Here is a 24,935-nt window from a genome sequence, read left to right on the forward strand (position 1 = left end):
GCCGGCGACTCGGTCAGCCGAGGAGCTGCTCGATCGCGCCGATGCCGAAGTAGCCGACGAAGATCGCGCTGATCACCCAGAGGAGCCAGTGGATCTGGTCGAACCGGCCGCGGGCGGCCTTGATCACGGTGTAGGCGATGACGCCGGCGCCGACCCCGTTGGTGATGGAGTAGGTGAAGGGCATCAGCGCGATGGTCAGAAAGGCCGGGATGGCCAGGTCGATCTCGTCCCATTCGATCTTGCGGGCGGCGGTCATCATCAGGGCGCCGACCAGGACCAGGGCGGGGGCCGCGGCCTGGGCGGGCACGACGGCCGCCAGCGGGGTCAGGAACATCGCCCCGGCGAAGAGCGCGCCGGTCACCAGGCTGGCGAGGCCGGTGCGAGCGCCCTCCCCGACTCCGGCGGCCGACTCGACCACGATGGTGTTGGCGGAACCGCCGGTGGCGCCGCCGATGATGGCGCCGAAGCCGTCGATCGTCAGGATCTTGCCGACGCCCCGGATCCGGCCCTGCCCGTCGGTCAGCCCGGCCTCCTCGCCGACGCCGAGGATGGTCCCCATCGCGTCGAAGAAGCCGGACAGCACCAGGGTGAACAGCACCACCGTGGCGGTGAGCACGCCCGCCGCGCCGAAGCCGCCGAACAGGTCCACGTCGAACAGCAGGCTGAAGTCCGGGGTGGAGACGATCTTCTCGGGGATCTCCGGCGTGACCACGCCGGGCCACTTCACCCCGTCCACCAGCGCGTTGATCACGATGGCCAGCACGGTGGCGGCCACGATCCCGATCAGGATCGCGCCGGGGATCCGCCGTACGAACAGGGCGAACATCAGCAGCAGGCCGGCGCAGAAGACCACGATGGGCCAGCCGGACAGCCGCCCGCCGGTGCCGAGGGTCACCACGGTGCCCTCGCCCCGGCCGACGAACCCGGCGTCCACCAGGCCGATGAGCGCGATGAACATGCCGATGCCGACGCCGATGGCGTGCTTGAGCGGGGTGGGGATGGCGTCCATGATGAGCTGCCGGATGCCGGTGAGCGCGAAGAGCACGATCACCGCGCCCTCCAGGACGACCAGGCCCATGGCCTGGTTCCACGTCATGTGCGGGGCGGCTTGGAAGGCCACCACGGGGGCGATGCCGAGGCCGGAGGCGAGGGCGAAGGGGGCGTTGCCCACCAGGCCCATCAGGATCGTGGTGATCGCCGCGGAGAGCGCGACCGCTGTGGTGAGCTGGGGGACGGTCATCGTGGCGCCGGTCACGTCCTCGGCGCCGCTGAGGATGATGGGAATGAGCAGGATGATGTAGGCAACGGCCACGAATGTGGTGATGCCGCCACGAACCTCCCTGGCGACCGTCGTTCCCCGCCCGGTGAGGTCGAAGAAGCGGTCGATCCAGGTCCGGGAGGCCCCGGAGGCGCCGGGCGCCTCGGGACCCTCGCCGGAGGGCCGGGTCTGCAGCTGGGTCATGGTCGGGCCCTCCCAAGGGCGTAGTCGACCCACGGAGGGGCCCCGGTGGCCGGACCGGGGCCGTCCGCATGGTTCGAGGGGGGTGCGGTTGTGGGGTCTCTCCCGTTCACCCACGGGGGGTGGGGGTGTCGTGACGGCGAAAGGTCACCGGCACCCCGCAAAACGCCCGCGAATCAGCATAAATCCTGATAAAGAGTGCGTTTTCGGTACGGATGAGGGCTGCCCCTGTTGGTCAACTGCTTCCGGTGATGTGCTCCGGACGAACCGGCACTCGGGTGAGTGCGAGACCCGTGGCGTCGCGGATGGCCGCGACGATCGCGGGGGTGGAGGAGAGCGTGGGTGGCTCCCCGGCGCCGCGCAGGCCGTATGGGGCCCGCGGGTCGGCGTTCTCCAGGATTTCCAGGCGCATCGGCGGCATGTCGAGGATGGTGGGGATCAGGTAGTCGGTGAACGACGGGTTGCGTACCTTCCCGTCGGCGACCACGATCTCCTCCATCACCGCCAGGCCGAGGCCCTGGGCGGTGCCGCCGTGGATCTGCCCCTCCAGCGAGAGGCGGTTGAGGATCTTGCCGACGTCCTGGACGGCGGCCAGCTCCACGACCTTCACCAGGCCGAGCTCGACGTCGACGTCCACCACGGCCCGGTGGACGCACAGGGCGAGCTGCGTGTGCGAGTCCCCCCGGCCGGTCACGGGATCCATGCCCGTGGTCGGCTCGTGGTGGTACTCGCGGGTCTCCTCGACGACGGCGTCGCCGAGGACGTCTTCGATGGCGGCGAGCACTCCCGCGCTCTCCGAGACGACCTTGCCGCCGACCAGCGACAGATCGCCGAGGGTGTCGAGGGGCCGGCCCAGCTTGGCGGCGGCCAGGGCGAACACACCCTCCCGCACGGCCCGGCAGGCCGTCATCACCGCGCCGCCGGTCATGTAGGACTGGCGCGAGGCGGAGCTGGAGCCGGCGTCGCCGACCTGGTTGTCGGCCGGGTGGATGACGACCCGCTCGACTCCCAGCTCGGTGCGGGCGATCTGGGCCTCCAGGGTCACCAGGCCCTGGCCGACCTCGGCGGCGGCGGTGTGCACCAGCGCGACGGCCTCGCCGCCGATGACCTCCAGGCGGACCCGGGCGGTGGAGTAGTCGTCGAAGCCCTCGGAGAAGCAGATGTTCTTCAGGCCCACGCCGTACCCGACGCCGCGCCGCACGCCCTCGCCGTGAGTGGTCTGCGAGGCGCCGCCGGGCAGGTTGCGGATGTCGGACGGGTCCAGCGGCGGCGGCAGGGGAAGGTCCCGTGCCTGCTGGAGCATCTCGGCCATCGGCAGCGGGGCCCAGACCACCTGGCCGGTGGCCAGCTCGCTGCCCTGGGAGGCGGCGTTGACCTGCCGGACGGTGACCGGGTCGAGCCCGCACGCCTCGGCGAGCTTGTCCATCATCGACTCGTAGGCGAAGCACGCCTGCACCGCGCCGAAGCCGCGCATCGCGCCGCACGGCGGGTTGTTGGTGTAGACGCCGTAGGCGTCGATCCTGATGTTCGGGATGACGTACGGTCCCACGCCGAGCGAGGCGGCGTTGCCGACCACGTTCATCGTCGCGGAGGTGTAGGCGCCGCCGTCCAGGAGGATCTCCACGTCGGCGTAGAGGATCCTCCCGTCCTTCGTGGCGCCGTACTCGTAGCGCATCTCGGCCGGGTGGCGGTGCACGTGGCCGAAGAACGACTCGTACCGGTTGTAGACGATCTTGACGGGCCTGCCGGTGCGCAGCGCGAGCATGGCCGCGTGGATCTGCATCGACAGGTCCTCGCGCCCGCCGAAGGCCCCGCCGACGCCCGAGAGCGTCATGCGGATCTTCTCCTCGGGCAGGCCCAGGCAGGGGGCGATCTGCGCCAGGTCGTTGTGCATCCACTGGGTGGCCACGTACAGGTCCACGCCGCCGTCCTCGGCGGGTACGGCCAGGCCGGACTCCGGTCCGAGGAACGCCTGGTCCTGGATGCCCACCTGGTACTCGCCGGAGACGACCACCTCGGCGCGGGCCTTGGCGGCCTCGACGTCGCCGACCCGGACCGGCTGGTGGCGGGCGAGGTTGCCGCGCGGCTGGACCTGCGGGTAGGTCGGGTCGAAGGCGGCCCGGCGGGCGTCGGTGAGCGGCTCCAGGACCTCGTACCCGATCCGGATCTTCTCCATCGCCCGGCGCGCGGTCTCCGGGTGGTCGGCCGCGACCAGCGCGATCGGCTCGCCCTGGTGGCGCACCTCATCGAAGGCCAGGACCGGCTGGTCCCAGGTGTGGTCCAGGCCGAAGTGCTTGCGGCCCGGGACGTCCTCGTGGGTGAGCACCGCCGCCACGCCGGGGTGGGCCAGCGCCTCGGAGACGTCGATCGAGACGATCTTCGCGCGGGGGTGCGGGCTGCGCAGCGTCGCGCCCCAGAGCATGCCGTCGATCCACAGGTCGGAGGAGTAGGCGAACTCGCCCTTGACCTTCAGCGTCCCGTCGGGGCGCAGCGGGCTGTCGCCCACTCCCCCGGTCCCGGGGGCCGCGATGTCACGCGGCGCGCGCACCGGCGTGGCGCTCATGCGTCCTCCTTCTCGGCTCACGACCTCTCGGCTCACGAGTGGACCTCCTTGGCGGCGGTGAAGCCCTGCTCCTCGGCCAGGCGCAGCAGGCGGCGGTGGGCCCGGCCGCCGGCGCGGCCGAGCGCGTCCTGGGAGACCGTGCGCAGCTCGTCGTCCTCGACGATCGTCTCCCCGCCCACCAGCAGGCGGGCCAGCGGCGGCTGGGCGGTGGCGAAGACCAGGGTGGCGACCGGGTCGGTGATCGCCGAGGCGAAGGCGCCGTCGGTGCGCCACAGGGCGATGTCGGCGAGCTTGCCCGGCTCCAGGGTGCCCAGTTCGGCGTCCCGGCCGAGGTTCTTGGCGCCGCCGAGGGTGGCCATCTCCAGGGCCTGGCGGGCGGTCAGCGCGGTGGGGCCGTACCTGGCCCGCTGGAAGAGCATGGCCTGGCGCATCTCACCGGAGAGCGTGGTCAGTTCGGAGGAGGCGTTGCCGTCCACGCCGAGGCCGACGATCGCACCCCGCGCGAGCATCTCCGAGACCCGGGCGATGCCCGCGCCGAGGCGCCCGTTGGAGCTGGGGCAGTGCGCCGAGCCGGTGCCGGTCTGGGCGAAGACGTCGATGTCGGCGTCGCTCAGGTGGACGGCGTGGGCGAACCACACGTCGGGGCCGAGCCAGCCGAGCTTCTCCATGTAGTCGACCGGGCGCATGCCCACCTGCGCGAGCAGGTGCTCCTCCTCGTCGAGGGTCTCGGCCAGGTGGGTGTGCAGGCGCACGCCCTTGGTCCGGGCCAGTTCGGCGGCCTCGACCATCAGCTCGGCGCTGACCGAGAACGGCGAGCACGGGCCGATCGCCACGCGCAGCTTCGAGGAGAAGGAGGCGTCGTGGTAGGTGTCCACGGCCGTGGCGCTCTCGGCGAGGATCTCCTCGTGCTTCTCCACCACCACGTCCGGCGGCAGGCCGCCCCTCGACTGCCCCCGGTCCATCGAGCCGCGCACCGGGTGGAAGCGGATGCCCAGCTCCCGGGCGGCCTCGATCTCCGCGGCGAACAGGTCTCCGCGGCCCTTGGGGAAGACGTAGTGGTGGTCGGAGGAGGTGGTGCAGCCGGACAGGGCCAGGAAGCCCAGCCCCGCCCCGGCCGCGTCCCTGACGACCTCGGCGTCCATCGCGGCCCACACCTGGTAGAGCGCGACCAGCCACTCGAACAGCGTGGCGTCCTGCGCGAGCCCCTGGGAGGCCCACTGGTACAGGTGGTGGTGGGTGTTGACCAGGCCGGGGGTGGCCAGGCAGCCGGTGCCGTCGATCCGGGTGGCGCCCGGGATCGCCGGGGCAGGACCGGCCCCGAGCGCCACGATCTTGTCGTCCTCGATGTGGACGAAGCCGGAGGGGATCTCCGGGCCGGCCACCGGGGCGATGTAGGCGTTCTCGATCAGGACGGTACGGGGCCCGCCCGGGGAGCCGCTCATGACGCGGCCGCCTTGCGGGCCGCGGCGAGCCGTACCGCGTCGAGGATCTTCTCGTAGCCGGTGCACCGGCACAGGTTGCCCGCCAGGGCCTCGCGGATCTCGGCGTCCGAGGGCTGCGCGACCCGCTCGATCAGGTCGTGCGCCTGGACGACGAGGCCGGGGGTGCAGAAGCCGCACTGCACGGCTCCGCACTCCACGAACGCCTCCTGGACCGGGTCGAGCCGGTCGCCGTCGGCCAGGCCCTCGACCGTGCGGACCTCGCGGCCCTCGGCCTGCCCGGCCGCGACCAGGCAGGCGCAGACCGGGGTGCCGTCGAGATAGACGGTGCAGGAACCGCACTCGCCCTGCTCGCAGGCGTTCTTGGAGCCGGGCAGGCCCATGCGCTCGCGCAGCACGTACAGGAGGCTCTCGCCCTCCCACACGTCGTCGGCCGTCTCCCGGCGCCCGTTCACGGTGAAGGTGACGCGCATCAGCCGGCCCTCCTTTCGAAGTGTCCGGACCGGAACTCGTTCCAGGCCCAGGTCAGGGTGCGGCGCGCCATCACGCCGATGGCGTGGCGGCGGTAGTCGGCGGTGCCGCGCACGTCGTCGATCGGGGAGGCGGCCGCCGCGGCCAGCTCCCCGAAGCGGGCGAGCACCGCGGGGTCGAGCCGGGCGTCCCAGTCGAGCTCGGCGGCGAGGAACTCCTCTGCGGCCAGGGCCCGGCGGGGAGTCGGGGCGGCCGAGCCGATGCCGGTGCCGACCCGGCGCTCGACGGGGTGCAGCGCGATCGCGAAGGAGCAGACCGCGATCACCATGGCGTTGCGGGTGCCGACCTTGGAGAAGTACTGCGGGCCGGTGGCCGGGCTCATCCGGAAGGCCCGGATCAGCTCGTCCGGCTCCAGCGCGCTGCGCTTGACGCCGAGGTAGAACTCGGCGGCCGGGATCATCCGCACGCCGCGGGCGGCGGACTCGACCTCGATGACCGCGTCCCCGGCCAGCAGCGGCGGGTGGCTGTCCCCGGCGGGCGAGGCCGCGCCGAGGTTGCCGCCCACCGTGCCCCGGTTGCGGATCTGGGGCGAGCCGACCGTACGCGCGGCCTGCGCGAGACCGGGCAGCCGGTTCCCGAGCTCGGCGATCAGCCGCACGTACGGTACGCCCGCGCCGACTCTGAGCCGGCCGTCCTCTTCGCAGGTCCACTCGGCCAGCTCGGCGACCCGGTTCAGGTCCAGCAGCGCGGCCGGGCGGTGCAGGTCGAAGTTGAGCTCGACCATCACGTCGGTGCCGCCCTGGATGGGCACCGCCTCCGGCCGGTCCGCCTTGGCGGCCAGCGCCTCCGCCCACGTGGTGGGCCTCAGGAAATCCATCGTCGTCACTCCCAGGCGAAGCAGGCGTCGGGGGCGTCGTCGGCGAGCACGCTGCCCTCGATCAGCCCGTAGGGGCGGTCGGCCGCGTAGAAGACCTCGTTGGGGTTGTCCATCCCGAAGGGCTCCAGGTCGACCAGGAAGTGGTGCTTGTTCGGCATCGCCATCCGCACCTCGCAGACCTCCCGGCGGGCGTTCAGCACCCGCTCGCCCATGGCGTGGAGGGTCTGCTGCAGGGAGAGGCTGTGGGTCTCGGCGAAGGCCTCCAGCAGGCGGCGCCGTACCTCGGCGTAGGACTCGCCGAAGTCGCGGGACCCGCCGGAGGGGGAGTCGTCCGGGACGTGCCGCCACCGCGCGGAGACGGCGGTGGCGAGGATGCGGTCGGTGGTCGGCTTCAGCGTGGTGTACTCGTCCTCGATGTAGCCGTGGAACTCCGAGCCGGTCGAGTTGAGCACGACCAGGTCCCGCAGGCCGGAGACCACGGTGGTGCGGCCGTCGCGGTCGTGGTGGACGACGCAGGTGCGGACCTCCCGGCCGGAGCGGACGAAGGAGTGCCGCTCGTCGCGCCCGTCGGAGACCGGGATGCGGTCCCAGAAGTACTCCTCGATCTCCACGCGGGCGTGGTGGATGGAGGGCTGGGAGCCGACGTAGTGCCGGGCCAGCAGGAGCGCGAAGTCCTCGATCTCGCCGACGCCGTGCTTCCTGGCGAAGGCGTAGGCGGTGTTCTTCTGCGTGTCCGTCGGCAGCACCGCGGCGTTGTCGCCGGTCAGGTGCACGTCCTCCATGGCGCCCGAGAGCGCGGAGCTGACGTTGATGTCCTTGATGTGGTGGACCGCTCCGTCCCGGACGACGCGGACCACGCGGGTCTCCGCCTTGCCGTAGCGGTTGGGCCCGAGAACGACCTTCATGTGCTAGCTCCCTCGATACGTCGAATAGGCGAACGGGTTGAGCAGCAACGGCACGTGGTAATGCTCATCCGGGTCGTCGATCGTGAAGGTGATGACCACTTCCGGGTAGAAGGCGGTCACCCCCCGCTCGGCGAAGTAGGCGCCGGTGCCGAACACCAGCCGGTGGACGCCCGCCCCCGGCGACCAGCCCGAGAGCCGGCCGTCGGCGTCGGTGCGCCCTTCCGCGGCCACCGCTCCGCCGTCGGCGCCTGATCCGCTCTCCAGCCGTACGGCGACGCCCGCCGCGGGCCTGCCGAGCGCCGCGTCCAGCACGTGTGTGGACAGGCTCATGACTGGTCCCCCAGCAGCTTCGCCATGCGCAGACGGGTTATCTTGGCGAGTTCCGCGCGGACCACCCCGCGTTCGGCGTCCTCGTCGTTCTGCAGCCGCTCCCGCAGGCGGGTGAGCATCTCCTCGGCCGACAGGCCGGTGGCGCAGATCAGGTAGACGTGGCCGAAGCGCTCCTCGTAGGCGAGGTTCCCCTCGGCGAGCCCGTCGAGCACGGCCCGCGCGGCCGCGTCCACCCCGGACTGCTCCTGACGGGACCAGGCCGACTCCCGGCCGCCCCCGCCGGCGCGCTCCCCGATGCGGGGGTGCGCCGAGAGCGCCTCCAGCACGTCGGACCAGTCCAGGTCGTTCACGGCGGCGTCGGCCACCGCGGTCAGCTGGGCGAGGTCGCGGTAGGGGCGCAGCGCCGCCACGGTACGGGCGAAGGCCCGGGACGCGCAGCACGTCAGCAGTTCGGCCTCGGCGTCGGCGAGGCCGAGCGCGTTGAAGCCGGCCAGCCTCGCGGCCGGCGCTGCGGATTTCACGTTCGGCATGGCAGCAGTACACACACCGGCGCCCGGCACGGTCCAGCAGCAAGAACTCCGAAGTGGGTCAGGGCTTCACCCGTTGTTTTCGTGTCATGCTCCAAGACGCCGCCGCCCGCGTGTCGTCTCCGTACATGTCGGCTACCCTCACCGCCGAGGGACGGAGGCCCGCATGCGACTGAGCGCGCTCTTGGAGATGACCGAGCTGGGGCTGTCGCCGGTCACGGGCCGCGATGAGCTGGACCGGGCGATCCGCTGGGTCGTCACCACCGACCTGCTCGACCCGGGCCGCTACCTCAGCGGCGGCGAGCTGGTGCTGACCGGGCTGGTCTGGCGGCAGAGCCCCGAGGACAGCGAGCGGTTCGTGCGCAGCCTGGTCAACGCCGGGGTGTCCGCGGTGGGGGCCGGTGACACCCGGTGGGGCGAGATACCCGGCGACCTCGTCGAGGCCTGCCGCCGGCACCGGATGCCGCTGTTCCACGTGCCGCAGGAGATGTCGTTCGCCGAGGTCACCGAGCACATCGTGCGGCGGCTCTCGGCCGCCAGGGCTCACGACATGACGGCCGTGCTCGACCGGCACCGCCGGCTCGTGGCGGGCGCCACCGCGGGCTCGGGCCTGGACCCGGTGCTCCGCCTGCTCGGCCACGACCTGGGCATGCCGTGCTGGGTGCTCACCCCGGCCGGGCGCGTGGTGGCCGGCTCGCACCCGCTGCCCGAGGGCATGGCCCCGCTGCTGGCCCGCGGCTTCCTGACCGCCAAGCGCATGCCGTGCGCGCTGCGCGGCATCGAGCGGAGCGACGCCGGGAGATATTCGATCTTCCCGGTGGACGAGCAGACGACCCCCCGGGTCGCCGACTGGTTCCTGGCCTTCCAGGGCTCCTTCGAGGACTGGCCGGAGGAGCGGCGGGCGCTGGCCGGGGAGCTGGCGGCGGTGGTCGCGCTGGAGCGCGCCCGGCTGGACGACCGGCTCAGCCCCAAGGGACGCATCGCCCAGGAACTGGTGCAGCTCGTCGTCTCCGACGGCAAGCCCAGCGACATCCTGCCCCGGCTCCAGGTCACCGGCCTGACCTCCGACCCGGACGCCGACCCGGACGCCGGCCCGGGCGTCGGCGGCGGGCGGGGTTTCGTGGCGGTGGCCGCGGCCGCGCACGGCGCGCTGCGCCCCGGCGAGCTGCGGGTCGTGGTCAAGGAGATCCTCAACCGCTCGTGCGCGTCCCCGGTGGTCGGCGTGGCAGGGGAGGAGGTCATCGCGCTCCTGCCCGCCCCGGAGTCCGACATCACCGCCGAGGTGCGCGAGGCGGTGCGGGCGCTGGCGCCGGGCCTGGGAACCGGCGCGCTCACCGTGGGCGTCAGCGGGATCGCCCCGGTCGACGGGCTGCGCGGCGCGGTCGAGGAGGCCCGCTACGCCCGCCGGATGGCCGAGGGCCGCGCCGAGCCCGACGCGGTCGTGGGCCACGACGAGCTGGCCACCCACGTGCTGCTGCTCGCCTCGGTCCCCGACGACGTCCGGCACATGTTCCGGGTCCGGCTGCTGGACCCGCTGCGCGGTTACGACCAGGTGCACCGCGCCGACCTGGTGCGCACGCTGGAGGCGTTCCTGCAGGTGTCGGGATCGTGGACGAAGTGCGCGGAGATCCTGCACGTCCACGTCAACACGCTGCGCTACAGGATCCAGCGGATCCAGGACCTGACCGGCCGGGACCTGTCGCGACTGGAGGATCGTGTGGACTTCTTCCTGGCGCTGCGGCTGGGTTAGGAGGATCGTGCGGACTTCTGCCCGGCGTCGCGGCCGGGTTGGGAGGATCGTACGAACCTGCGCTCCCGGCCTTGACCGGGGACAGGTCCGGAAATCTATCCTCATCGGCAGCACGAAGGCAGAGAGCCGCCGCTCCCTCCGGGGAGCGGACCGTCTCCGGGGAGCGGGCGGGGGTCGTCACTCACACCCTTCTCCCGTCCCTCCCCGAGTCGTTCCCCCGAGCTGTCGGCCGCGGCGACTAAAATCGACGCACCATGACTTCTCCTCTCTCCCCCATCGGCGGACACGTCTCCGTCACCGGCGGCCTGGCCAAGGGCGGGCTGCGCTACGCGGCCGAGATCGGCGCCGAGATGATCCAGGTGTTCGTCACCAACCCCCGGGGCTGGGCCCTGGCCGCCGGCGACCCGGCCCAGGACGAGCTGCTGCGCGAGTCGGGCACGCCGACCTTCGTGCACGCCCCCTACCTCGTCAACCTCGGCACCCCCAGCGCCGACACACTGGAGAAGTCGGTGGCCACCGTCCGGCACGGCCTGCTGCGCGGCGCGGCCATCGGCGCCAGGGGCGTGGTGGTCCACACCGGGTCGGCGGTGAGCCAGTCCCGCGACGACGCCCTGCGCCAGCTCCACGAGCACCTGCTCCCCCTGCTGGAGGAGATCCCCGACGACGGCCCCGACCTGCTGCTGGAGCCGATGGCCGGGCAGGGCGGCATGCTCTGCGCGACCGTCCAGGACCTGGAGCCCTATCTTGAGGCCCTGGAGTGGCACCCGAAGGCCGGGGTCTGCCTGGACACCTGCCACGCCTTCGCCGCCGGCCACGACCTGTCGACCGCCGAGGGGATCAAGGAGACCTTCGACGCCCTGCACACGATCGCCCCGGGCCGGCTCCGGCTGATCCACGCCAACGACTCCAAGGACGTCTGCGCCTCCAAGAAGGACCGCCACGAGAACATCGGGGCGGGCCACATCGGCGCCCAGGCGTTCGCCGAGCTGATGCGCCACCCGGCGGCCGCGGGGATCCCGCTGTGCATCGAGACCCCGGGCGGCGCCGACAAGCACCGCGAGGACATCGAACTGCTGAAGAAGCTCCGCGACGCCCCCTGAGCGGACACCGGCCCGCCGTACTGTGGGCTCTGTGGGCTCTGTGGACTCTGTGGACTCCGCGGGGTGGAGCGGGGTGGACTCCGCGGGTGCGACGGGCCGCCCGTGCGCGTGATCCGGCCGCCCCCGTGTGGCCGGATCACGGTCCGGCCCGCGGGCTATCGCGGGCGTCCCGTCGCACCGGAGACCGCCGGACCTCGCTCCCCCCGGGCTGAGGTCCGGCAGCCGGAGGGCGCCTGCCGGCGTCCCCCAGTGTCCCGCGCACCAGGCCCTTACGAGCCTGCCGGCTCTCGTCCCCCCCTGGTGCCGCGGGATCGGCTCTCCGATGCCTGGAACACTATGGGGGCTCCCCGCCGGGCGACTCCCCGTTTCCGGAGGGCGCGACTAACGGCAGGTAGTTGTCGCCATGCGGAGCGTAATGACACGATGAACGGTCGCCCGCGAGCGACGAGCGGTCGTTTTCCGCCCGCAGACCGCGCCCACCGCCCCACACCGGCTCACGTCCCGGCGCCCATGGACAGCGGCCGGTCCCGGAACTGCCGGACGAGCTGTTCGCGGACCTGCCGGGTGTGGCGGCGGCTGACGGGCAGCGTCTGGGTGCCGACCTGGAGCACCGCCCGGCCCCCGTCGAAGCGCAGCTCGCTGATGTGCCGTACGGAGACCAGCGTGCTGCGGTGCACCCGGATGAACCCCGCCTCGGCCCAGCGCCGCTCCAGCGCGGCCAGTGACATGCGGATCAGGTAGCTGCCCTCGCCGGTGTGCAGCCGGACGTAGTCGCCCTTGGCCTCGGCGAACCAGACCGCCTGCTGGGACACGAATCTCGTCCGCCCGCCGAGCTCGACCGGGATGACGACGTCCTCGCGCTCCGGGTCGGCCGCCGCGACGGGCGTGGCGGGCTCCAGCCGCCGTACGGCCTCCGCCAGCCGGTCGGCCCGCACCGGCTTGAGCAGGTAGTCCACCGCCTCCACCTCGAACGCCTGGACCGCGCAGTCCTCGTGTGCGGTGACGAAGACCAGGCGGGGCGGGTTGGGGAAGCCCGAGGTGAGCCGGGCCAGATCGAGACCGTCGAGGCCGGGCATGCGGATGTCGAGGAAGACGCCGTCGAGCCGCTCGCCCGCACTGATCATGCCGACCATGTCGCGGAGCGCGGTGACACCGTCGGAGGCGGTGAGGACCTGCTCTATCCGGGGGTCCTCACGGAGCAGATAGGCCAGTTCTTCCAGAGCGGGAAGCTCGTCGTCGACAGCTAGGACGCGCAGCATGCATCCCACGCTGCACGGCGGTCACGGGAACCGCAAGCAGTATGTCAACCAACGGTAAATATTTAACTACAAAGAGCTACGCTCAGGGTGCGCGCTTGGGCACCCGCAGCCGGACGCGCGTCCCGGAGCCGGGCGCGCTGTCCACCGCCAGACCATAGTCCTCCCCGTAGATCTGGCGCAGCCGTACGTCGACGTTGGCCAGGCCGATTCCGCCCTCCCCCCGGTCCTGGCGCGGGCCGTCGTCGAGCAGGCTCCTGGCGTGCTCCGGTTCCATGCCCAGCCCGTCGTCCTCGACGCTGATGTGCGCCTCGGGTCCCGCGTCCTCGATCACCAGCCGCACCTCCCCCGAGCCGCCGTTGCGGGCCAGGCCGTGCTTGACGGCGTTCTCCACCAGCGGCTGCAGGCACAGGAACGGCACCGGTACGGCCAGCGCCTCGGGTGCGACCCGCACGGTGACGCGGAGCCGGTCGCCGAATCTGGCGCGCTCCAGTTCCAGGTAGCGGTCCACGCACCGCAGCTCGTCGGCCAGTGTGGTGAAGTCGTGGACGCGGCCCAACGCGTAGCGGGTGAAGTCGGCGAAGTCCACCAGCAGCTCGCGGGCGCGTTCGGGGTCGGTGCGGACGAAGGAGGCGATGGTGGTCAGCGCGTTGTAGACGAAGTGCGGCGAGATCTGCGCCCGCAGCGCCCGCACCTCCGCCTCGGCGGCGCGCCGCCGGGAGAGGTCGAGTTCGGCGAGCTCCAGCTGGCCGGAGACCCAGCGGGCGACCTCGGTGACGGTCCGTACCAGCGCCGCGCTGACCTCCCCGTCGTAGGCGGCCAGCGTGCCGATCACCCGGCCGTCCGCCTCCAGCGGCGCGACCACCGCGCCGCGGATCGCGCAGCCGGGCCGGTCGCAGGCGAGCGCCTCCCCGGTCACGACCTGCGGGCGTCCGGAGGCGAGCGCCGCCCTGACGTGCTCGTCCGCGCGGTCCCGGTGGCACTCCAGGACGCCGTCCCAGGCGAGCAGGCCGTCGGCGTCGGTGAGCGCGACGGCTCCGGTGGCCAGCAGGGCGCGCAGATGCCGTACGGCCCCGCGGGCGGCCTCGGCCGTCAGGCCGGCCCGCAGGGACGGGGCCGCCATCGCCGCGACGCGCAGGGTCGCGAAGGTGGCCTCGTCCTGCGAGCCTCCGGGATGGCGCGGGAAGTCCGCCCTGCGGCGGGGCAGGACGAGTCCGAGGAGGAGGCACGTGACGCAGAGCAGCGCCCAGCCGCTGGTCGACATGCGGGAAACCGTAGCCAACCGGGCCCGGTGATCACGGGAAAACGTCGATCACGCCGGGCCTTCGCCCGGTTCCTCCTGATACGAGTAGCGCTGCTCCCGCCAAGGGTCGGCGATGTTGTGGTAGCCGCGCTCCTCCCAGAAGCCGCGCCTGTCCTCCACCATGTACTCCACGGCACGCACCCACTTGACGCTCTTCCAGGCGTACAGGTGCGGGACCACCGCCCGGACCGGGAAACCCCGTTCCGGCGGGATCGGCTTGCCGTCCAGCTCCAGCGCGAAGAGGGTGTGGTCGCGGGCGAAGTCGCTCATCCTGATGTTGGCGCTGTAGCCGTACTCGGCCCAGAGCATCACGTACTCGGCCTCGGGCGCGGGCGGGGCCGCCTCCATCAGCGTCGCCGCGGAGATCCCGCGCCACTCGACCCCCATGATCGAGAACTTGGTCACGCAGTGGAAGTCGGCCACGACCGTCGTGCGCGGCAGCTGCGAGAACCGCTCCCAGGAGAACCGGTACTGCTCACCCGAGGCCGTCGCCCCCATGACGTGGAACTCCCACGTCGCCGGGCGGAAGGTCGGCACCCGCCCATAGTGGATCACCGGCTGCCCCCGTGAGACGTGCTGCCCCGGCGGCAGGCGCGGCTCCTCGGGGGGAGTTTCGGGCTGATCCACCATTACTCCTCCCGCCGTTTCCCCGATAGCACGGGGCAATCCTGCCATCGCCGCTTTCCCGCCCACTCAGCGCCCCCGGGGTCCCCGAGGGGAGGACCGGGGGCGAATCGGCGGAGAGGAGTGCGCTACTATTACGCGCAATGCGTACTGCGTTCTGGTTTTGGTATGGCGACGGACCCGTGAGTCGGACCGTTCGCCTCCAGATGCTGCGCTGACAGCCTGGCGAACGAGAGGCCCCGGGTCCGGATATCGGACCCGGGGCCTTTTCGTTTGCCCGACCCTCTAAGGAGAGACATGGTCATCGTCATGGCCCCCGAGGCCACCCAGGGAGACGTCGATGCGATCGTGGAGATCATCGCGGCGGCGGGCGGCAGCGCGTTCGTCAGCCGGGGTGTGAGCCGTACGATCATCGGCCTGGTCGGGGACATCGACCAGTTCAGCACGTTGAACCTGCGCGGCCTGCGGGGTGTGGCCGACGTGATGCGGGTGAGCGCGCCCTACAAGCTGGTGAGCCGGGACAACCACCCCGAGCGCTCCACGATCCGCGTCGGCGGCGTTCCGATCGGCCCGGACACGGTGACGCTGATCGCCGGGCCGTGCGCGGTGGAGACGCCCGAGCAGACCCTGGCGGCGGCGCGGATGGCCCAGGCCGCCGGCGCCACCCTGCTGCGCGGCGGGGCCTACAAGCCCCGCACCTCCCCCTACGCCTTCCAGGGCCTGGGCGAGGCGGGCCTGCGCATCCTCGCCGACGTGCGCGCCGAGACCGGGCTGCCCATCGTGACGGAGGTCGTGGACGCGCACGACGTCGACCTGGTGGCCTCCTACGCGGACATGCTGCAGATCGGCACCCGCAACGCGCAGAACTTCGCGCTGCTGCAGGCGGTCGGCGGCGTCGGCAAGCCGGTCATGCTCAAGCGCGGCATGAACGCCACCATCGAGGAGTGGCTGATGGCCGCCGAGTACATCGCCCAGCGCGGCAATCTGGACATCGTGCTGTGCGAGCGCGGCATCCGCACCTTCGAGACCGCCACCCGCAACACCCTGGACGTCTCGGCGGTGCCGGTCGCCCAGCGCCTGTCCCACCTGCCGGTCATCATCGACCCGTCCCACTCCGGCGGGCGCCGTGACCTGGTCCTGCCGCTCACCCGCGCCGCCGTCGCCGTCGGCGCCGACGGTGTGATCATCGACGTGCACCCCCGGCCCGAGCTGGCCCTCTGCGACGGGCCCCAGGCCCTGGTGGACGGCGACCTGGACGAGCTGGCCCGGGTGATGCGCGAGTTCCCGCCGCTGCTCGGCAAGACGGCGGCCGGCGACGCCCTGGCCACCGTCTGATCGTGCCCCGTGCCCGGTCCCGCGTTCACCGCCACGAGCATCCGTGACTTCCCGGGTACGGCCGGCGCCACAAGCCGCCGGCCGTACCCGCGAGCGATCAGCGATTCATGAGACATGCTCATGAGTAGAGACGTACTCATGAGTAACTGAGTATCCGCACCCATGCGCGCGCCCGGCCGTTCCCGGATCGTGGTGCCATGAGCAAAGCAATCCAGCCCAAGAACACCGGCGCCTTCTACGTCCAGGCGGTCCTGTCCTTCGCCGTCTCCGTCTCCGCCGTCGGCATCGGCCTGATCTACCTGCCCGCCGAGGCCTGGGTCCGCGCTTTCCTGGCCATCGGCGTCCTGTACGTCGTCACCTCGACCTTCACCCTGGCCAAGTGCGTCCGCGACCGGCAGGAGTTCGCCGAGGTCACCACCCGCGTCGACCAGGCCCGCCTGGAGAAGCTCCTGGCGGAGCACGATCCCTTCAAGGTCGACTGAGATCCCTCGGGCGGGGGCGGCCCGGATCCCGCGGACAGCGCGGCGTCGCGCGGCCATAGTGCCGGATATCAGCGCTTATCATCCATAAAAAGCCTTAGGGCGGAATGAATTCCTCACACCAGGGAACTCCTGGAACCAGGGGGACTTCTGGGGGTGGGCTGATGGCCAGCGTTCTGGTGGTGGAGGACGACTCCGACATCCAGTTCATGATCAGCTTCTTGCTGAAAAAGGCCGGACACCAGGTCAGGACGGCGGACGACGGGCACGCGGCCCTGCAGAAGTGGGCGGAGGAACGACCCGACCTCGTGATCCTGGACTGGATGATGCCGGGGCTCACCGGCCCCGAGGTGTGCGGCAGGATCCGCGCGCTGCCCGGCGGGCAGGATGTGGCGGTGCTCATGCTCACCGCCAAGTCGGAGAAGGACGACGTGACGGAGGCGTTCGCGGCGGGGGTCGACGACTACATGACCAAGCCGTTCAGCCCCAAGGAGCTTCCCGATCGCGTGGCGGCCCTGCTGGACCGCGTGTCCCAGGCCCGCTGACGGCCCGGCTCAGCCCTCCAGCTTGTACTCCTGCAGGGAGTCGGCGAGCTGGACCGCGAGTTCCTCGGCGTCGAGGCGCTTCTCGATCTGCTTCAGATCAGCGATCTTGGCGGCGGTCTCCGCGCGGCGGGGCGCCAGCAGGGTGCAGCAGTCCTCGTCGGGGAGCTCGGAGATCGCCAGAGTGCCGATCCTGCGGGCGGTGGCCATGATCTCGGTCTTGTCGAGACCGATGAGCGGGCGCAGGATCGGCAGGTCGACCGCGTCGTCCTGGGCGGTGATGTTCTGCAGGGTCTGGGAGGAGACCTGTCCCAGGGAGTCACCGGTGACCAGCGCCCCGGCCTTCAGGCGGTGGGCCACCTCCTCGGCGGTCTTCAGCATCAGGCGGCGCTGGGCGATGACCGCCAGGCGGTCCTGGCCGGAGGCCTTGATCGACTGCTGGGCCTTGCCGAAGGGGACCACCCACAGGCGGGACCCGCCCTGGAACTTGTCCAGCGCCCGCACCAGCGCGTACGCCTTGTAGATGGACTCCGTGGTGGTGAACGGGATGCCGGAGAAGTGCAGGAAGTCCACCCGCAGGCCGCGGCGCATCATCCGGTAGGCGGCCACCGGCGAGTCGATGCCGCCGGACATCAGGACCAGGCCCCGGCCGCTGGTGCCGACCGGCAGGCCGCCCTGGCCGGGCAGTCCCCCGGTGTAGACGAAGACCTCGTCGCGGTCCACCTCGATGGAGACGACCAGCTCGGGGTTCCTCAGGTCCACCGGCAGGCCGTAGATGTCGTTGATCTCGCCGCCGACCGCGCGGTCGAGCTGCATCGACGTCAGCGGGAAGCGCTTGTCGCGGCGGCGCGACCGCACGGCGAAGGAGACACCGCGCTTGACGTCCTCACGGTCGGCGAGCAGCTCGATCGCGGCCTTGGTGACCGCCTCCGGGGTCTTGGCCACCCGCCAGGCCCGGTGGATCCAGACCAGGCCGGGGACGTAGGTGATCCGCTCGGCGACCGCCTCGGCGGTCTCGACGCTCGTCCCCTCCGGCAGGAAGACCGCGATGACGCCGTGGCGGTGCCGCAGGTCCGCCTTGAGGCCGGTCTCCTTCAGCGCGGCCCGGATGTTGGCCTGCAGCCGCCGCTCGAACAGCTCGCGGTTCCTGCCCTTGAGGACGACCTCGCCCAGCTTGAGCAGAACGCAGGGCTCGCCCAGCGCGGACACGGTCATGACGGAACCTCCGGTGAAGCAGCGGGGGACGGGGATGTGCGACTGTCGCCAGTCTCGCGCGGAACCGCCTCCAGGCAACGCCGCGTCCCGGCCACTTTAGTCCCGCTCCGCAGCCCTCCCGACAACCTTCCTCCCGCGGCCCCCGCCGGACGTCCCCGCCGCCCCGCCGGACCTCGCTACGCCTCGTCGAGGCCCTGCTCGATGGCGTAGCGCACGAGCTCGACGCGGTTGTGGAGCTGGAGCTTGTTCAGGGTGTTCTGGACGTGGTTCTGGACGGTCCGGTGGGAGAGCACCAGCCGCTCGGCGATCTGCCGGTAGGACAGGCCCTTGGCGACCAGGCGGAGCACCTCCGTCTCCCGCTCGGTCAGGCGCGGCCCCGCGGCCGGGGCGGGCTGGGCGGCCAGCCGGCGGTACTCCCCCAGGACCAGGCCGGCCAGCCCGGGGGTGAACACCGCGTCACCCGCGGCGGTACGGCGGACGGCCTCCAGGAAGTCCTCCTTGCTCGACGATTTCAGCAGATATCCAGACGCACCGGCCTTGACCGCCTCCAGCACGTCGTCCTGTTCCCCGCTCGCCGACAACACCAGCACCCGGGGCGGCGGGTCCGCCGCCGCCAGCCTCCTGGCCACCTCCACCCCGGACAGGTCGGGCAGTTGCAGATCCAGCACCACCAGCTCGGGCCGGACCGCCGCGGCCACCCGGACCGCCTGACGCCCCTCCCCCACCGAGGCCACCACCTCGTACCCGGCCTCGGCCAGGTCCCTGGCCACCCCGTCCCGCCACATCGGGTGGTCGTCCACCACCATCACGCGCATCCCCCCAGATTAAGGAGGGGCCGGGGCTACGGGGAGGCCGGGACGGACATCTCGATCTCGGTGCCGCTCCCCGGGGCGGAGATCACGGTGACCGTCCCGCCGAGATCCTCGACCCGGCCCCGGATCGACTGGGCGACGCCGAGCCGCCCGTCGGCCGCCGCCCGATCCAGACGCCCCTCGGGGATGCCCGGTCCCTCGTCCCGGACGGTCACGGTGACCACGCCGTCGTCGCTCTCGGCGAACACCCACGCGGGGGTCTGGGGCCCGCAGTGCCGTACCACGTTGTCCAGGGCGGCGCCGACCGCGGCGGCCAGCTCCCTGGCGGTCGCGGCGGGCAGCGTCAGCGGGGTCGCCGGGACCGAGACGGTCACCGAGCCGGAACCGTACCCCTGCAGCAGGGTGCGCAGGTCCGCGGCGCCCGCCGGGGACGGCTCGGGGCGGAGCCTGACCAGTTCGCGCAGGGCGGCCTCCTGCTCGCCCGCGAGCCTGCCCAGCTCCGCTGCCTCCCCGCCGATCTCCTGGCCGCGCCGCTGCACCAGGGCCAGCACCTGCAGCACCGAGTCGTGGATGCCCCGGGCGAGCCGTTCCCGTTCCCGGCCCGCGGCCTCCAGCTCGACCGCCTTCTGCATGTGCGCCTCGGCCTTCCTGGCCAGCTGGGCGACGTGCCCGACCAGCACTCCCGCGAGGAACAGCAGGACGGTCCCGTTGATCGGCAGTTTCTCGAACTCCATGCCGCCCGCGCCGCGCGTCCACAGGTCGCCCAGGGACACGATCGCGGCGGCCGCGGCCCCCGCCCGGCGCCCGCCGTGCACTCCCCAGGCCAGCACCGCGCCGCCCATCCAGGTGCCGGTGATCGGCAGGCTGTCCTCCTGGTAGACGCCCTGCACGGCGGGGGTGGCGAGCAGACAGCCGAGCGTCACGAGCATGTCGGCGATGAGCAGCGGCCACCCCCGGAACTCGTCGACGGAGTAGGCGAAGATCGTCGCGGCGGTCCACAGCGCCATGACACCGATCACCAGCCAGCCCACGGCCGGGCTGGCGTATCCCCCGGCACGGACGAGCAGGGCCGCGGCGTACACCAGAGACGCGACGCGGAACACCGCGACGGTCCGCCAGAACGGGGTCTCCATTCCGGTCACACCTCGACCCTACCGGCAACCGCACAACCCGGGGCCTTCACCGCCGTCACGGTGACCGAGCCGGCCCCGCCGGTCGCGCAACCCGGCGGGCGGGCGGAACGACCGGCCGGACCGGACCGGGGCGATCGGGGCGGCGATCAGCCGAAGAAGACCTCGGCCTCCGCGTAGCGGCTGACCGGCACGGTCTTCAGCTCCTTGGTCGCCTCGTCCAGGCCGACGGTGACGATCTCGGTGCCCTGCAGGGCGACCATCGTGCCGAACTCGCCCTCGTGCGCCGCGTCGATGGCCCGCAGGCCGAAGCGGGTGGCCAGCACCCGGTCGAAGGCCGTGGGCGTGCCGCCGCGCTGGATGTGGCCGAGCACGGTGGTGCGGGCCTCCTTGCCGGTCCGCTTCTCGATCTCCTTGGCGAGCATCTCACCGATGCCGCCCAGCTTGACGTGGCCGAACGCGTCGAGCTCACCGTCCTGCAGGGCCATCTGGCCCTCGACCGGGTGGGCGCCCTCGGCGACCACGATGATCGGCGCGTAGCGCGTCTTGAAGCGGGACTCGACGTAGGCGCAGACCCGGTCGATGTCGAACGGCTTCTCCGGGATGAGGATGACGTTGGCGCCCGCCGCCATGCCCGCGTGCAGCGCGATCCAGCCCGCGTGGCGGCCCATGACCTCGCAGATCAGCGCGCGGTGGTGCGACTCCGCGGTGGTGTGCAGCCGGTCGATCGCCTCCATGGCGATGTTGACGGCGGTGTCGAAGCCGAAGGTGTAGTCGGTGGCGTTGAGGTCGTTGTCGATCGTCTTGGGGACGCCGACCACGCTCACCCCGCGGTCGAAGAGCTGCTTGGCGACGCCGAGGGTGTCCTCGCCGCCGATCGCGATCAGGGCGTCGACGCCCGCCGTCGCGAGGTTGTCCTTGATCTTCTCGACGCCGCCCTCGATCTTCATCGGGTTGGTCCGCGACGAGCCGAGGATGGTCCCGCCGCGCGGCAGGATGCCCCGCACCGCCTGGATGTCCAGCGGCATGGTCTCGCCCTCGAGCGGTCCGCGCCAGCCGTCGCGGAACCCGACGAACTCGTGCCCGTAGACGCCGACACCCTTGCGCACGACGGCGCGGATAACGGCGTTCAGGCCGGGGCAGTCGCCGCCCCCGGTTAGCACTCCAATACGCATGGCATCCTCCGGTGGTGGTTCCGAGGCGAGACAGCCAGACTATGTGGGGTAGCGCGGCCGGCGGCGGATTTCGCCGCCGACGCAAGGCATTCTGCCTCCCCAGCGGGCAAATGGTCTAGACCAAATGAACAGGAGTGCGCATGTCGGTTCTCGCGATCGACGCCGGGACGACCGGGGTCACCGCGCTCGTCGTGACCGAGGACGGCCGGATCGACTCCCGTGGATACCAGGAGTTCACCCAGTACTTCCCCGAACCCGGCTGGGTGGAACACGATCCCGAGGAGATCTGGCGGGCCACGCTGGCCGCCTGCCGCACCGCGCTGGAGGGGGCCGGCGTGGCCCCGTCCTGCCTGGGCATCACCAACCAGCGCGAGACCGCCGTGGTGTGGGACCCCGCCACGCTCGACGCGCCCCGTCCGGCCATCGTCTGGCAGGACCGCCGTACCGCCGGGATCTGCGCCTCGCTGCGCGAGGCGGGCCACGAGTCCCGCGTCGCCGAGCTGACCGGGCTCCGGCTCGACCCCTACTTCACCGGGAGCAAGTTCGCCTGGATGGCCCGGCACGACCCCGGCGTCTGGGAGGGGGTGACCGGGGGGCGGGCCGTCGTCGGCACCGTCGACTCCTACCTGGTGGCCCGGCTGACCGGGGGCGCCCGGCACGTCACCGACCCCTCCAACGCCTCCCGCACCCTCCTGTACGACCTGGCCGGGGGCGGCTGGTCGGCGGAGCTGTGCGAGCTGTTCGGCGTCCCGATGGGCGCGCTGCCGGAGATCGTGCCGAACTACGGGGACGTCGGCCGGACGGACCCCGCCGCCTTCCTCGGCCTGTCCCTGCCGATCAGCGGCCTGGCCGGGGACCAGCAGGCCGCGCTGTTCGGCCAGACCTGCTTCGCCCCGGGCGACGTGAAGTGCACCTATGGGACGGGGTCGTTCATCCTGATCAACACCGGGAGCGAGATCGTCAGGTCGGACGCCGGGTTGCTGACCACGGTGGCCTGGCAGACGCCGTCGGGTGAGATCACCTACGCCCTGGAGGGGGCGATCTTCGTCACCGGGGCCGCCGTGCAGTGGCTCCGCGACGGTCTCGGGCTGATCGAGACCGCGCCCGAGTCCGAGACGCTGGCGCGCACGGTCCCCGACAGCGGGGGCGTGGTGTTCGTGCCCGCGCTGACCGGCCTGGGCGCGCCGCACTGGGATCCCGACGCCCGGGGCGCCATCCTCGGCATCACCCGGGGCACCACCCGGGGGCACCTGGCCCGCGCGACCCTGGAGGCGATCGCGTTCGAGGTGCGGGACGTGGTGGAGGTCATGACGGGCGCGGCGGGCCTGAAGGTGCCCACGCTGAAGGCCGACGGCGGCGCGAGCGGCAACGACCTGCTCATGCAGGTCCAGGCCGACCAGCTGGGCGTCCCGGTCGAGCGCCCGGCGATCCAGGAGACCACCGCCCTGGGCGCGGCCTTCCTCGCCGGGCTCGGCACCGGCCTGTGGTCCTCGCCCGAGGAACTGCGCACGACCTGGAACCTGGACCGGCGCTTCGAGCCCGGCGGCCGGGACGGCGCCGCCTACGCCCGCTGGCTCAAGGCCGTCGAACGGGCCCGCTCCTGGGCCTGAGCGCCGCTCAGGCCAGCGGGAGCACGCAGGAGGGGGTGCCGGTCGCCAGGACCCGCCCGGCCTCCTGCGGGATCCCGTCCTTCAGCGGGAGTACGGCCACGTCGCCGGAGTTCTGGTTCGCGACGTACATGTGGCCGGCGGCGACGGCGAAGTGGCGCGGCCAGTCGCCGCCGCAGGGCACCTCGGCCACCCTCGCGAGATCCGGTCCCGCGAACACCCCGATCGTGTTCGGGCCCCGGTTGGCGACGTAGACGCGGTCGCCGCGCACCTCCAGGTGGGAGGGGTGGTTCTTCCCTCCCGCGGCGCTGGCCGCGACGGCGGCGACCTCCCGCCAGCCGGAGTCGTAGGCGCGGACCGTCCCGTCCAGTTCCCCGGCCACGTACCACTGCCCGCCCCGGTGGTCCCCGGCCCAGGCCAGGTGCCGGGGCCCCATGCCGGGCGCGAGCCGTACCGGCCCGCCCGGATGCTCGGCCACGTGTTCCGGCGACCCCTCCCGCACCAGGAAGCGGCGGACCTCGTCGGTGCCCAGGTCGGTCACGTACAACACGCCGTCGGGGCCGAAGGTCGCCTGGTGGGCGTGGGCGCCCTCGCGGTGCGGGAAGGCCCGCACGCCGGTGAGCAGGCCCGCCCCGTCGATCCCGTGCACGCTCACCGTGCCGTCGCCGTAGTTGGCCACGGCCAGCAACGTCCCGGCCGGGTTCACCGCCAGGTGGCAGGGGGACGACCCCTCACTGGAACGCCGGGCCAGGGACGTCAGGGCTCCGCTCTCGCCCCGGGAGAAGACCTCCACCGTGCCCTGCTCGCTCTCCCCGACCGCGTAGAGCACCGGGAGCCGGGGGTGCAGGGCGAGGAAGGACGGCCCGGAGGCGGGAGCGCCCCCCCGCCGTTCCAGGGTCTCCAGATCCACCAGGACGATGCCGCTGCCGGATCCACCGGTGTCGGGGGTGTATCCACCGATATAAGCAAGGCTCATCATCATGCTCCCGTCCTCATGGACTATCAGACAGTTTGCGAAGGTAGCGCAGTCCCTCCGGAGGAACACCCCTACCAACGGGTAATGATGACCCTTCTCCCTATTTAGTTGACTCAGTCAATGGAATAGTTGATGATGTCAACTATGCAGGAGACCGTCAACGACCACATCGCGGAGATCCGCGCGTTCAACCGCTTCTACACCGGCGTCATCGGCGTGCTCGGCCAGGGCGTCCTCGACACGCCGTACTCCCTGACGGAGGTCAGGGTGCTGTTCGAGCTGGACCGGCACGACCGGATGGAGGCCGGCGAACTGCGGCGGCTGCTCGGGCTCGACGCCGGATACCTCAGCCGGATCCTCAGCCGGTTCGAGTCCGACGGACTGGTCGCCCGTGAGCGGTCGGCCGCCGACGCCCGGCGGCAGGTGATCGTGCTCACCGAGGCGGGCCGGACCACGTTCAAGACCCTCGACGAGCGCTCGGCGCAGGAGGTGCACGGCCTGCTCGACGGGATCGGCGAGGAGGACCGGCGGCGGCTGGTGGCGAGCATGGCGACGATCCGGGAGATTCTCGGCCGGACCCCGAGGCGGGAACCGTACGTCATCCGGCCGCCCCGTGCCGGTGACCTCGGCTGGGCGGTGCACCGGCACGGCGCGCTCTACAGCGCCGAGTACGGCTGGGGCATGGACTTCGAGGCCCTGGTGGCCAGGATCGTGGCCGACTACGTGGACCACCGCGACCCCCGGCGCGAGGCCGGGTGGATCGCGGAGGTGGACGGCGAGCGGGCCGGATGCGTCTTCTGCGTGCGCAGGGACGACGAGACGGCCCAGCTCCGGATGCTCCTGGTCGAGCCGTCGGCCCGGGGCATGGGAATCGGCGCGCGGCTCGTGGACGAGTGCCTGCGATTCGCCCGCGGGGCGGGCTACCGACGGATCATGCTGTGGACCCGGGACGCGCTGGTCAGCGCCCGGCGGATCTACCAGGCGGCGGGTTTCGAACTGGTCGAGGAGGAGCCGGGCGAGGGCTTCACCGAGCAGATCTGGGCCCGCGATCTGTAGCGGC

General features: G+C 72.1%; 23 protein-coding genes. 7 read left to right on the forward strand and 16 right to left on the reverse strand.

What is annotated here, in order from left to right; all coding sequences use genetic code 11:
* Positions 1-13: 13 nt before the first annotated feature.
* The 8 genes from IEZ08_RS05900 to uraD all read right to left on the reverse strand — a co-directional run bounded on the left by IEZ08_RS05900 (position 14) and on the right by uraD (position 8,574).
* On the reverse strand, positions 14-1,462 hold the full coding sequence (locus IEZ08_RS05900) for an NCS2 family permease (RefSeq protein ID WP_068922613.1): 1,449 nt from the start codon (positions 1,460-1,462) through the stop codon (positions 14-16).
* Positions 1,463-1,694: 232 nt separating this feature from the next.
* Positions 1,695-4,022: a xanthine dehydrogenase subunit D gene (gene pucD / locus IEZ08_RS05905; protein ID WP_176728443.1), complete on the reverse strand. Its 2,328-nt coding sequence runs from the start codon at positions 4,020-4,022 to the stop codon at positions 1,695-1,697.
* 32 nt (positions 4,023-4,054) lie between these two features.
* A complete protein-coding gene (locus tag IEZ08_RS05910) occupies positions 4,055-5,464 on the reverse strand; it encodes an 8-oxoguanine deaminase (protein ID WP_176728442.1) in 1,410 nt (469 codons plus the stop codon).
* Positions 5,461-5,934, reverse strand: a complete 474-nt coding sequence (locus tag IEZ08_RS05915) for a (2Fe-2S)-binding protein (protein ID WP_068922612.1) — start codon at positions 5,932-5,934, stop codon at positions 5,461-5,463. The genes IEZ08_RS05910 and IEZ08_RS05915 overlap by 4 nt, the downstream gene beginning before the upstream one ends.
* Positions 5,934-6,809 carry an FAD binding domain-containing protein gene (locus IEZ08_RS05920; protein WP_189241801.1) on the reverse strand — a complete coding sequence of 292 codons (876 nt, stop codon included), beginning with the start codon at positions 6,807-6,809 and terminating at the stop codon, positions 5,934-5,936. The genes IEZ08_RS05915 and IEZ08_RS05920 overlap by 1 nt, the downstream gene beginning before the upstream one ends.
* A 5-nt stretch (positions 6,810-6,814) precedes the next feature.
* On the reverse strand, positions 6,815-7,714 hold the full coding sequence (gene pucL / locus IEZ08_RS05925; RefSeq protein WP_068922610.1) for a factor-independent urate hydroxylase: 900 nt from the start codon (positions 7,712-7,714) through the stop codon (positions 6,815-6,817).
* Positions 7,715-7,717: 3 nt separating this feature from the next.
* Entirely contained in the window at positions 7,718-8,044 is a 327-nt protein-coding gene (gene uraH, locus IEZ08_RS05930; protein ID WP_189241802.1) for a hydroxyisourate hydrolase, read from the reverse strand.
* Positions 8,041-8,574, reverse strand: a complete 534-nt coding sequence (gene uraD, locus IEZ08_RS05935; protein ID WP_068922608.1) for a 2-oxo-4-hydroxy-4-carboxy-5-ureidoimidazoline decarboxylase — start codon at positions 8,572-8,574, stop codon at positions 8,041-8,043. Before uraD ends, uraH begins: the two co-directional genes overlap by 4 nt.
* A 163-nt stretch (positions 8,575-8,737) precedes the next feature.
* Here uraD and IEZ08_RS05940 point away from each other — a divergent pair, with 163 nt between their 5' ends.
* Together IEZ08_RS05940 and IEZ08_RS05945 are read left to right on the forward strand one after the other, a co-directional pair.
* The gene (locus tag IEZ08_RS05940) at positions 8,738-10,321 is read left to right on the forward strand and encodes a PucR family transcriptional regulator (protein WP_189241803.1); all 1,584 of its coding nucleotides are present in this window, start codon (positions 8,738-8,740) and stop codon (positions 10,319-10,321) included.
* Between the two features lie 254 nt (positions 10,322-10,575).
* On the forward strand, positions 10,576-11,421 hold the full coding sequence (locus tag IEZ08_RS05945; protein ID WP_068922606.1) for a deoxyribonuclease IV: 846 nt from the start codon (positions 10,576-10,578) through the stop codon (positions 11,419-11,421).
* Positions 11,422-11,915: 494 nt separating this feature from the next.
* On the opposite strand, the gene IEZ08_RS05950 is transcribed toward IEZ08_RS05945, so the two are convergent.
* The 3 genes from IEZ08_RS05950 to IEZ08_RS05960 all read right to left on the reverse strand — a co-directional run bounded on the left by IEZ08_RS05950 (position 11,916) and on the right by IEZ08_RS05960 (position 14,610).
* Entirely contained in the window at positions 11,916-12,680 is a 765-nt protein-coding gene (locus IEZ08_RS05950) for a LytR/AlgR family response regulator transcription factor (protein WP_068922605.1), read from the reverse strand.
* 82 nt (positions 12,681-12,762) lie between these two features.
* Positions 12,763-13,941 (reverse strand): histidine kinase, encoded by a 1,179-nt coding sequence (locus tag IEZ08_RS05955; RefSeq protein ID WP_068922604.1) that lies wholly within the window; start codon positions 13,939-13,941, stop codon positions 12,763-12,765.
* 48 nt (positions 13,942-13,989) lie between these two features.
* Complete coding sequence (locus IEZ08_RS05960) at positions 13,990-14,610, reverse strand: molybdopterin-dependent oxidoreductase (protein WP_068922603.1); 621 nt, start codon at positions 14,608-14,610, stop codon at positions 13,990-13,992.
* Between the two features lie 291 nt (positions 14,611-14,901).
* On the opposite strand from IEZ08_RS05960, the gene aroF reads away from it, so the two are divergent.
* The 3 genes from aroF (at position 14,902) to IEZ08_RS05975 (ending at position 16,963) form a co-directional block, all read left to right on the forward strand.
* Positions 14,902-15,939 (forward strand): 3-deoxy-7-phosphoheptulonate synthase, encoded by a 1,038-nt coding sequence (aroF, locus tag IEZ08_RS05965; protein WP_068922602.1) that lies wholly within the window; start codon positions 14,902-14,904, stop codon positions 15,937-15,939.
* 197 nt (positions 15,940-16,136) lie between these two features.
* Positions 16,137-16,421: a YiaA/YiaB family inner membrane protein gene (locus tag IEZ08_RS05970; protein ID WP_068922601.1), complete on the forward strand. Its 285-nt coding sequence runs from the start codon at positions 16,137-16,139 to the stop codon at positions 16,419-16,421.
* 161 nt (positions 16,422-16,582) lie between these two features.
* The gene (locus IEZ08_RS05975) at positions 16,583-16,963 is read left to right on the forward strand and encodes a response regulator transcription factor (RefSeq protein WP_068922600.1); all 381 of its coding nucleotides are present in this window, start codon (positions 16,583-16,585) and stop codon (positions 16,961-16,963) included.
* A 9-nt stretch (positions 16,964-16,972) separates the two neighbouring features.
* Here IEZ08_RS05975 and thiI read toward each other — a convergent pair whose 3' ends face one another.
* The 4 genes from thiI to IEZ08_RS05995 form a co-directional block, all read right to left on the reverse strand.
* Positions 16,973-18,175, reverse strand: a complete 1,203-nt coding sequence (gene thiI / locus IEZ08_RS05980) for a tRNA uracil 4-sulfurtransferase ThiI (protein ID WP_068922599.1) — start codon at positions 18,173-18,175, stop codon at positions 16,973-16,975.
* Positions 18,176-18,351: 176 nt separating this feature from the next.
* Entirely contained in the window at positions 18,352-18,981 is a 630-nt protein-coding gene (locus tag IEZ08_RS05985; RefSeq protein ID WP_203863241.1) for a response regulator, read from the reverse strand.
* 35 nt (positions 18,982-19,016) lie between these two features.
* The gene (gene macS / locus IEZ08_RS05990) at positions 19,017-20,120 is read right to left on the reverse strand and encodes a MacS family sensor histidine kinase (RefSeq protein ID WP_189241818.1); all 1,104 of its coding nucleotides are present in this window, start codon (positions 20,118-20,120) and stop codon (positions 19,017-19,019) included.
* Between the two features lie 146 nt (positions 20,121-20,266).
* Positions 20,267-21,292: a 6-phosphofructokinase gene (locus tag IEZ08_RS05995; RefSeq protein ID WP_189241805.1), complete on the reverse strand. Its 1,026-nt coding sequence runs from the start codon at positions 21,290-21,292 to the stop codon at positions 20,267-20,269.
* A gap of 140 nt (positions 21,293-21,432) precedes the next feature.
* Between IEZ08_RS05995 and glpK the strand changes: the two genes are divergently transcribed.
* Positions 21,433-22,902, forward strand: a complete 1,470-nt coding sequence (glpK, locus tag IEZ08_RS06000; protein ID WP_068922595.1) for a glycerol kinase GlpK — start codon at positions 21,433-21,435, stop codon at positions 22,900-22,902.
* 7 nt (positions 22,903-22,909) lie between these two features.
* Here glpK and IEZ08_RS06005 read toward each other — a convergent pair whose 3' ends face one another.
* Entirely contained in the window at positions 22,910-23,881 is a 972-nt protein-coding gene (locus tag IEZ08_RS06005) for a lactonase family protein (RefSeq protein WP_189241806.1), read from the reverse strand.
* A 138-nt stretch (positions 23,882-24,019) separates the two neighbouring features.
* Here IEZ08_RS06005 and IEZ08_RS06010 point away from each other — a divergent pair, with 138 nt between their 5' ends.
* Entirely contained in the window at positions 24,020-24,931 is a 912-nt protein-coding gene (locus tag IEZ08_RS06010) for a bifunctional helix-turn-helix transcriptional regulator/GNAT family N-acetyltransferase (protein ID WP_203863230.1), read from the forward strand.
* Positions 24,932-24,935 lie beyond the last annotated feature (4 nt).

Source organism: Planobispora rosea (assembly GCF_014648175.1).
Classification (GTDB): Bacteria; Actinomycetota; Actinomycetes; order Streptosporangiales; family Streptosporangiaceae; genus Planobispora; species Planobispora rosea.

What these genes read in the sequence shown, in the direction of transcription:
- pucL (WP_068922610.1), bottom strand. Translation starts at nt 7,714, where the DNA reads ATGAAGGTCGTTCTCGGGCCCAACCGCTACGGCAAGGCGGAGACCCGC.
- uraD (WP_068922608.1), bottom strand. Translation starts at nt 8,574, where the DNA reads ATGCCGAACGTGAAATCCGCAGCGCCGGCCGCGAGGCTGGCCGGCTTC.
- glpK (WP_068922595.1), top strand. Translation starts at nt 21,433, where the DNA reads ATGTCGGTTCTCGCGATCGACGCCGGGACGACCGGGGTCACCGCGCTC.
- IEZ08_RS05945 (WP_068922606.1), top strand. Translation starts at nt 10,576, where the DNA reads ATGACTTCTCCTCTCTCCCCCATCGGCGGACACGTCTCCGTCACCGGC.
- IEZ08_RS05975 (WP_068922600.1), top strand. Translation starts at nt 16,583, where the DNA reads ATGGCCAGCGTTCTGGTGGTGGAGGACGACTCCGACATCCAGTTCATG.
- IEZ08_RS05955 (WP_068922604.1), bottom strand. Translation starts at nt 13,941, where the DNA reads ATGTCGACCAGCGGCTGGGCGCTGCTCTGCGTCACGTGCCTCCTCCTC.
- IEZ08_RS06010 (WP_203863230.1), top strand. Translation starts at nt 24,020, where the DNA reads ATGCAGGAGACCGTCAACGACCACATCGCGGAGATCCGCGCGTTCAAC.
- IEZ08_RS05960 (WP_068922603.1), bottom strand. Translation starts at nt 14,610, where the DNA reads ATGGTGGATCAGCCCGAAACTCCCCCCGAGGAGCCGCGCCTGCCGCCG.
- IEZ08_RS05915 (WP_068922612.1), bottom strand. Translation starts at nt 5,934, where the DNA reads ATGCGCGTCACCTTCACCGTGAACGGGCGCCGGGAGACGGCCGACGAC.
- IEZ08_RS05910 (WP_176728442.1), bottom strand. Translation starts at nt 5,464, where the DNA reads ATGAGCGGCTCCCCGGGCGGGCCCCGTACCGTCCTGATCGAGAACGCC.
- IEZ08_RS05950 (WP_068922605.1), bottom strand. Translation starts at nt 12,680, where the DNA reads ATGCTGCGCGTCCTAGCTGTCGACGACGAGCTTCCCGCTCTGGAAGAA.
- IEZ08_RS05970 (WP_068922601.1), top strand. Translation starts at nt 16,137, where the DNA reads ATGAGCAAAGCAATCCAGCCCAAGAACACCGGCGCCTTCTACGTCCAG.
- IEZ08_RS05985 (WP_203863241.1), bottom strand. Translation starts at nt 18,981, where the DNA reads ATGGTGGTGGACGACCACCCGATGTGGCGGGACGGGGTGGCCAGGGAC.
- aroF (WP_068922602.1), top strand. Translation starts at nt 14,902, where the DNA reads ATGGTCATCGTCATGGCCCCCGAGGCCACCCAGGGAGACGTCGATGCG.
- uraH (WP_189241802.1), bottom strand. Translation starts at nt 8,044, where the DNA reads ATGAGCCTGTCCACACACGTGCTGGACGCGGCGCTCGGCAGGCCCGCG.
- thiI (WP_068922599.1), bottom strand. Translation starts at nt 18,175, where the DNA reads ATGACCGTGTCCGCGCTGGGCGAGCCCTGCGTTCTGCTCAAGCTGGGC.
- IEZ08_RS05920 (WP_189241801.1), bottom strand. Translation starts at nt 6,809, where the DNA reads ATGGATTTCCTGAGGCCCACCACGTGGGCGGAGGCGCTGGCCGCCAAG.
- IEZ08_RS05900 (WP_068922613.1), bottom strand. Translation starts at nt 1,462, where the DNA reads ATGACCCAGCTGCAGACCCGGCCCTCCGGCGAGGGTCCCGAGGCGCCC.
- IEZ08_RS05995 (WP_189241805.1), bottom strand. Translation starts at nt 21,292, where the DNA reads ATGCGTATTGGAGTGCTAACCGGGGGCGGCGACTGCCCCGGCCTGAAC.
- IEZ08_RS06005 (WP_189241806.1), bottom strand. Translation starts at nt 23,881, where the DNA reads ATGATGATGAGCCTTGCTTATATCGGTGGATACACCCCCGACACCGGT.
- macS (WP_189241818.1), bottom strand. Translation starts at nt 20,120, where the DNA reads ATGGAGACCCCGTTCTGGCGGACCGTCGCGGTGTTCCGCGTCGCGTCT.
- IEZ08_RS05940 (WP_189241803.1), top strand. Translation starts at nt 8,738, where the DNA reads ATGCGACTGAGCGCGCTCTTGGAGATGACCGAGCTGGGGCTGTCGCCG.
- pucD (WP_176728443.1), bottom strand. Translation starts at nt 4,022, where the DNA reads ATGAGCGCCACGCCGGTGCGCGCGCCGCGTGACATCGCGGCCCCCGGG.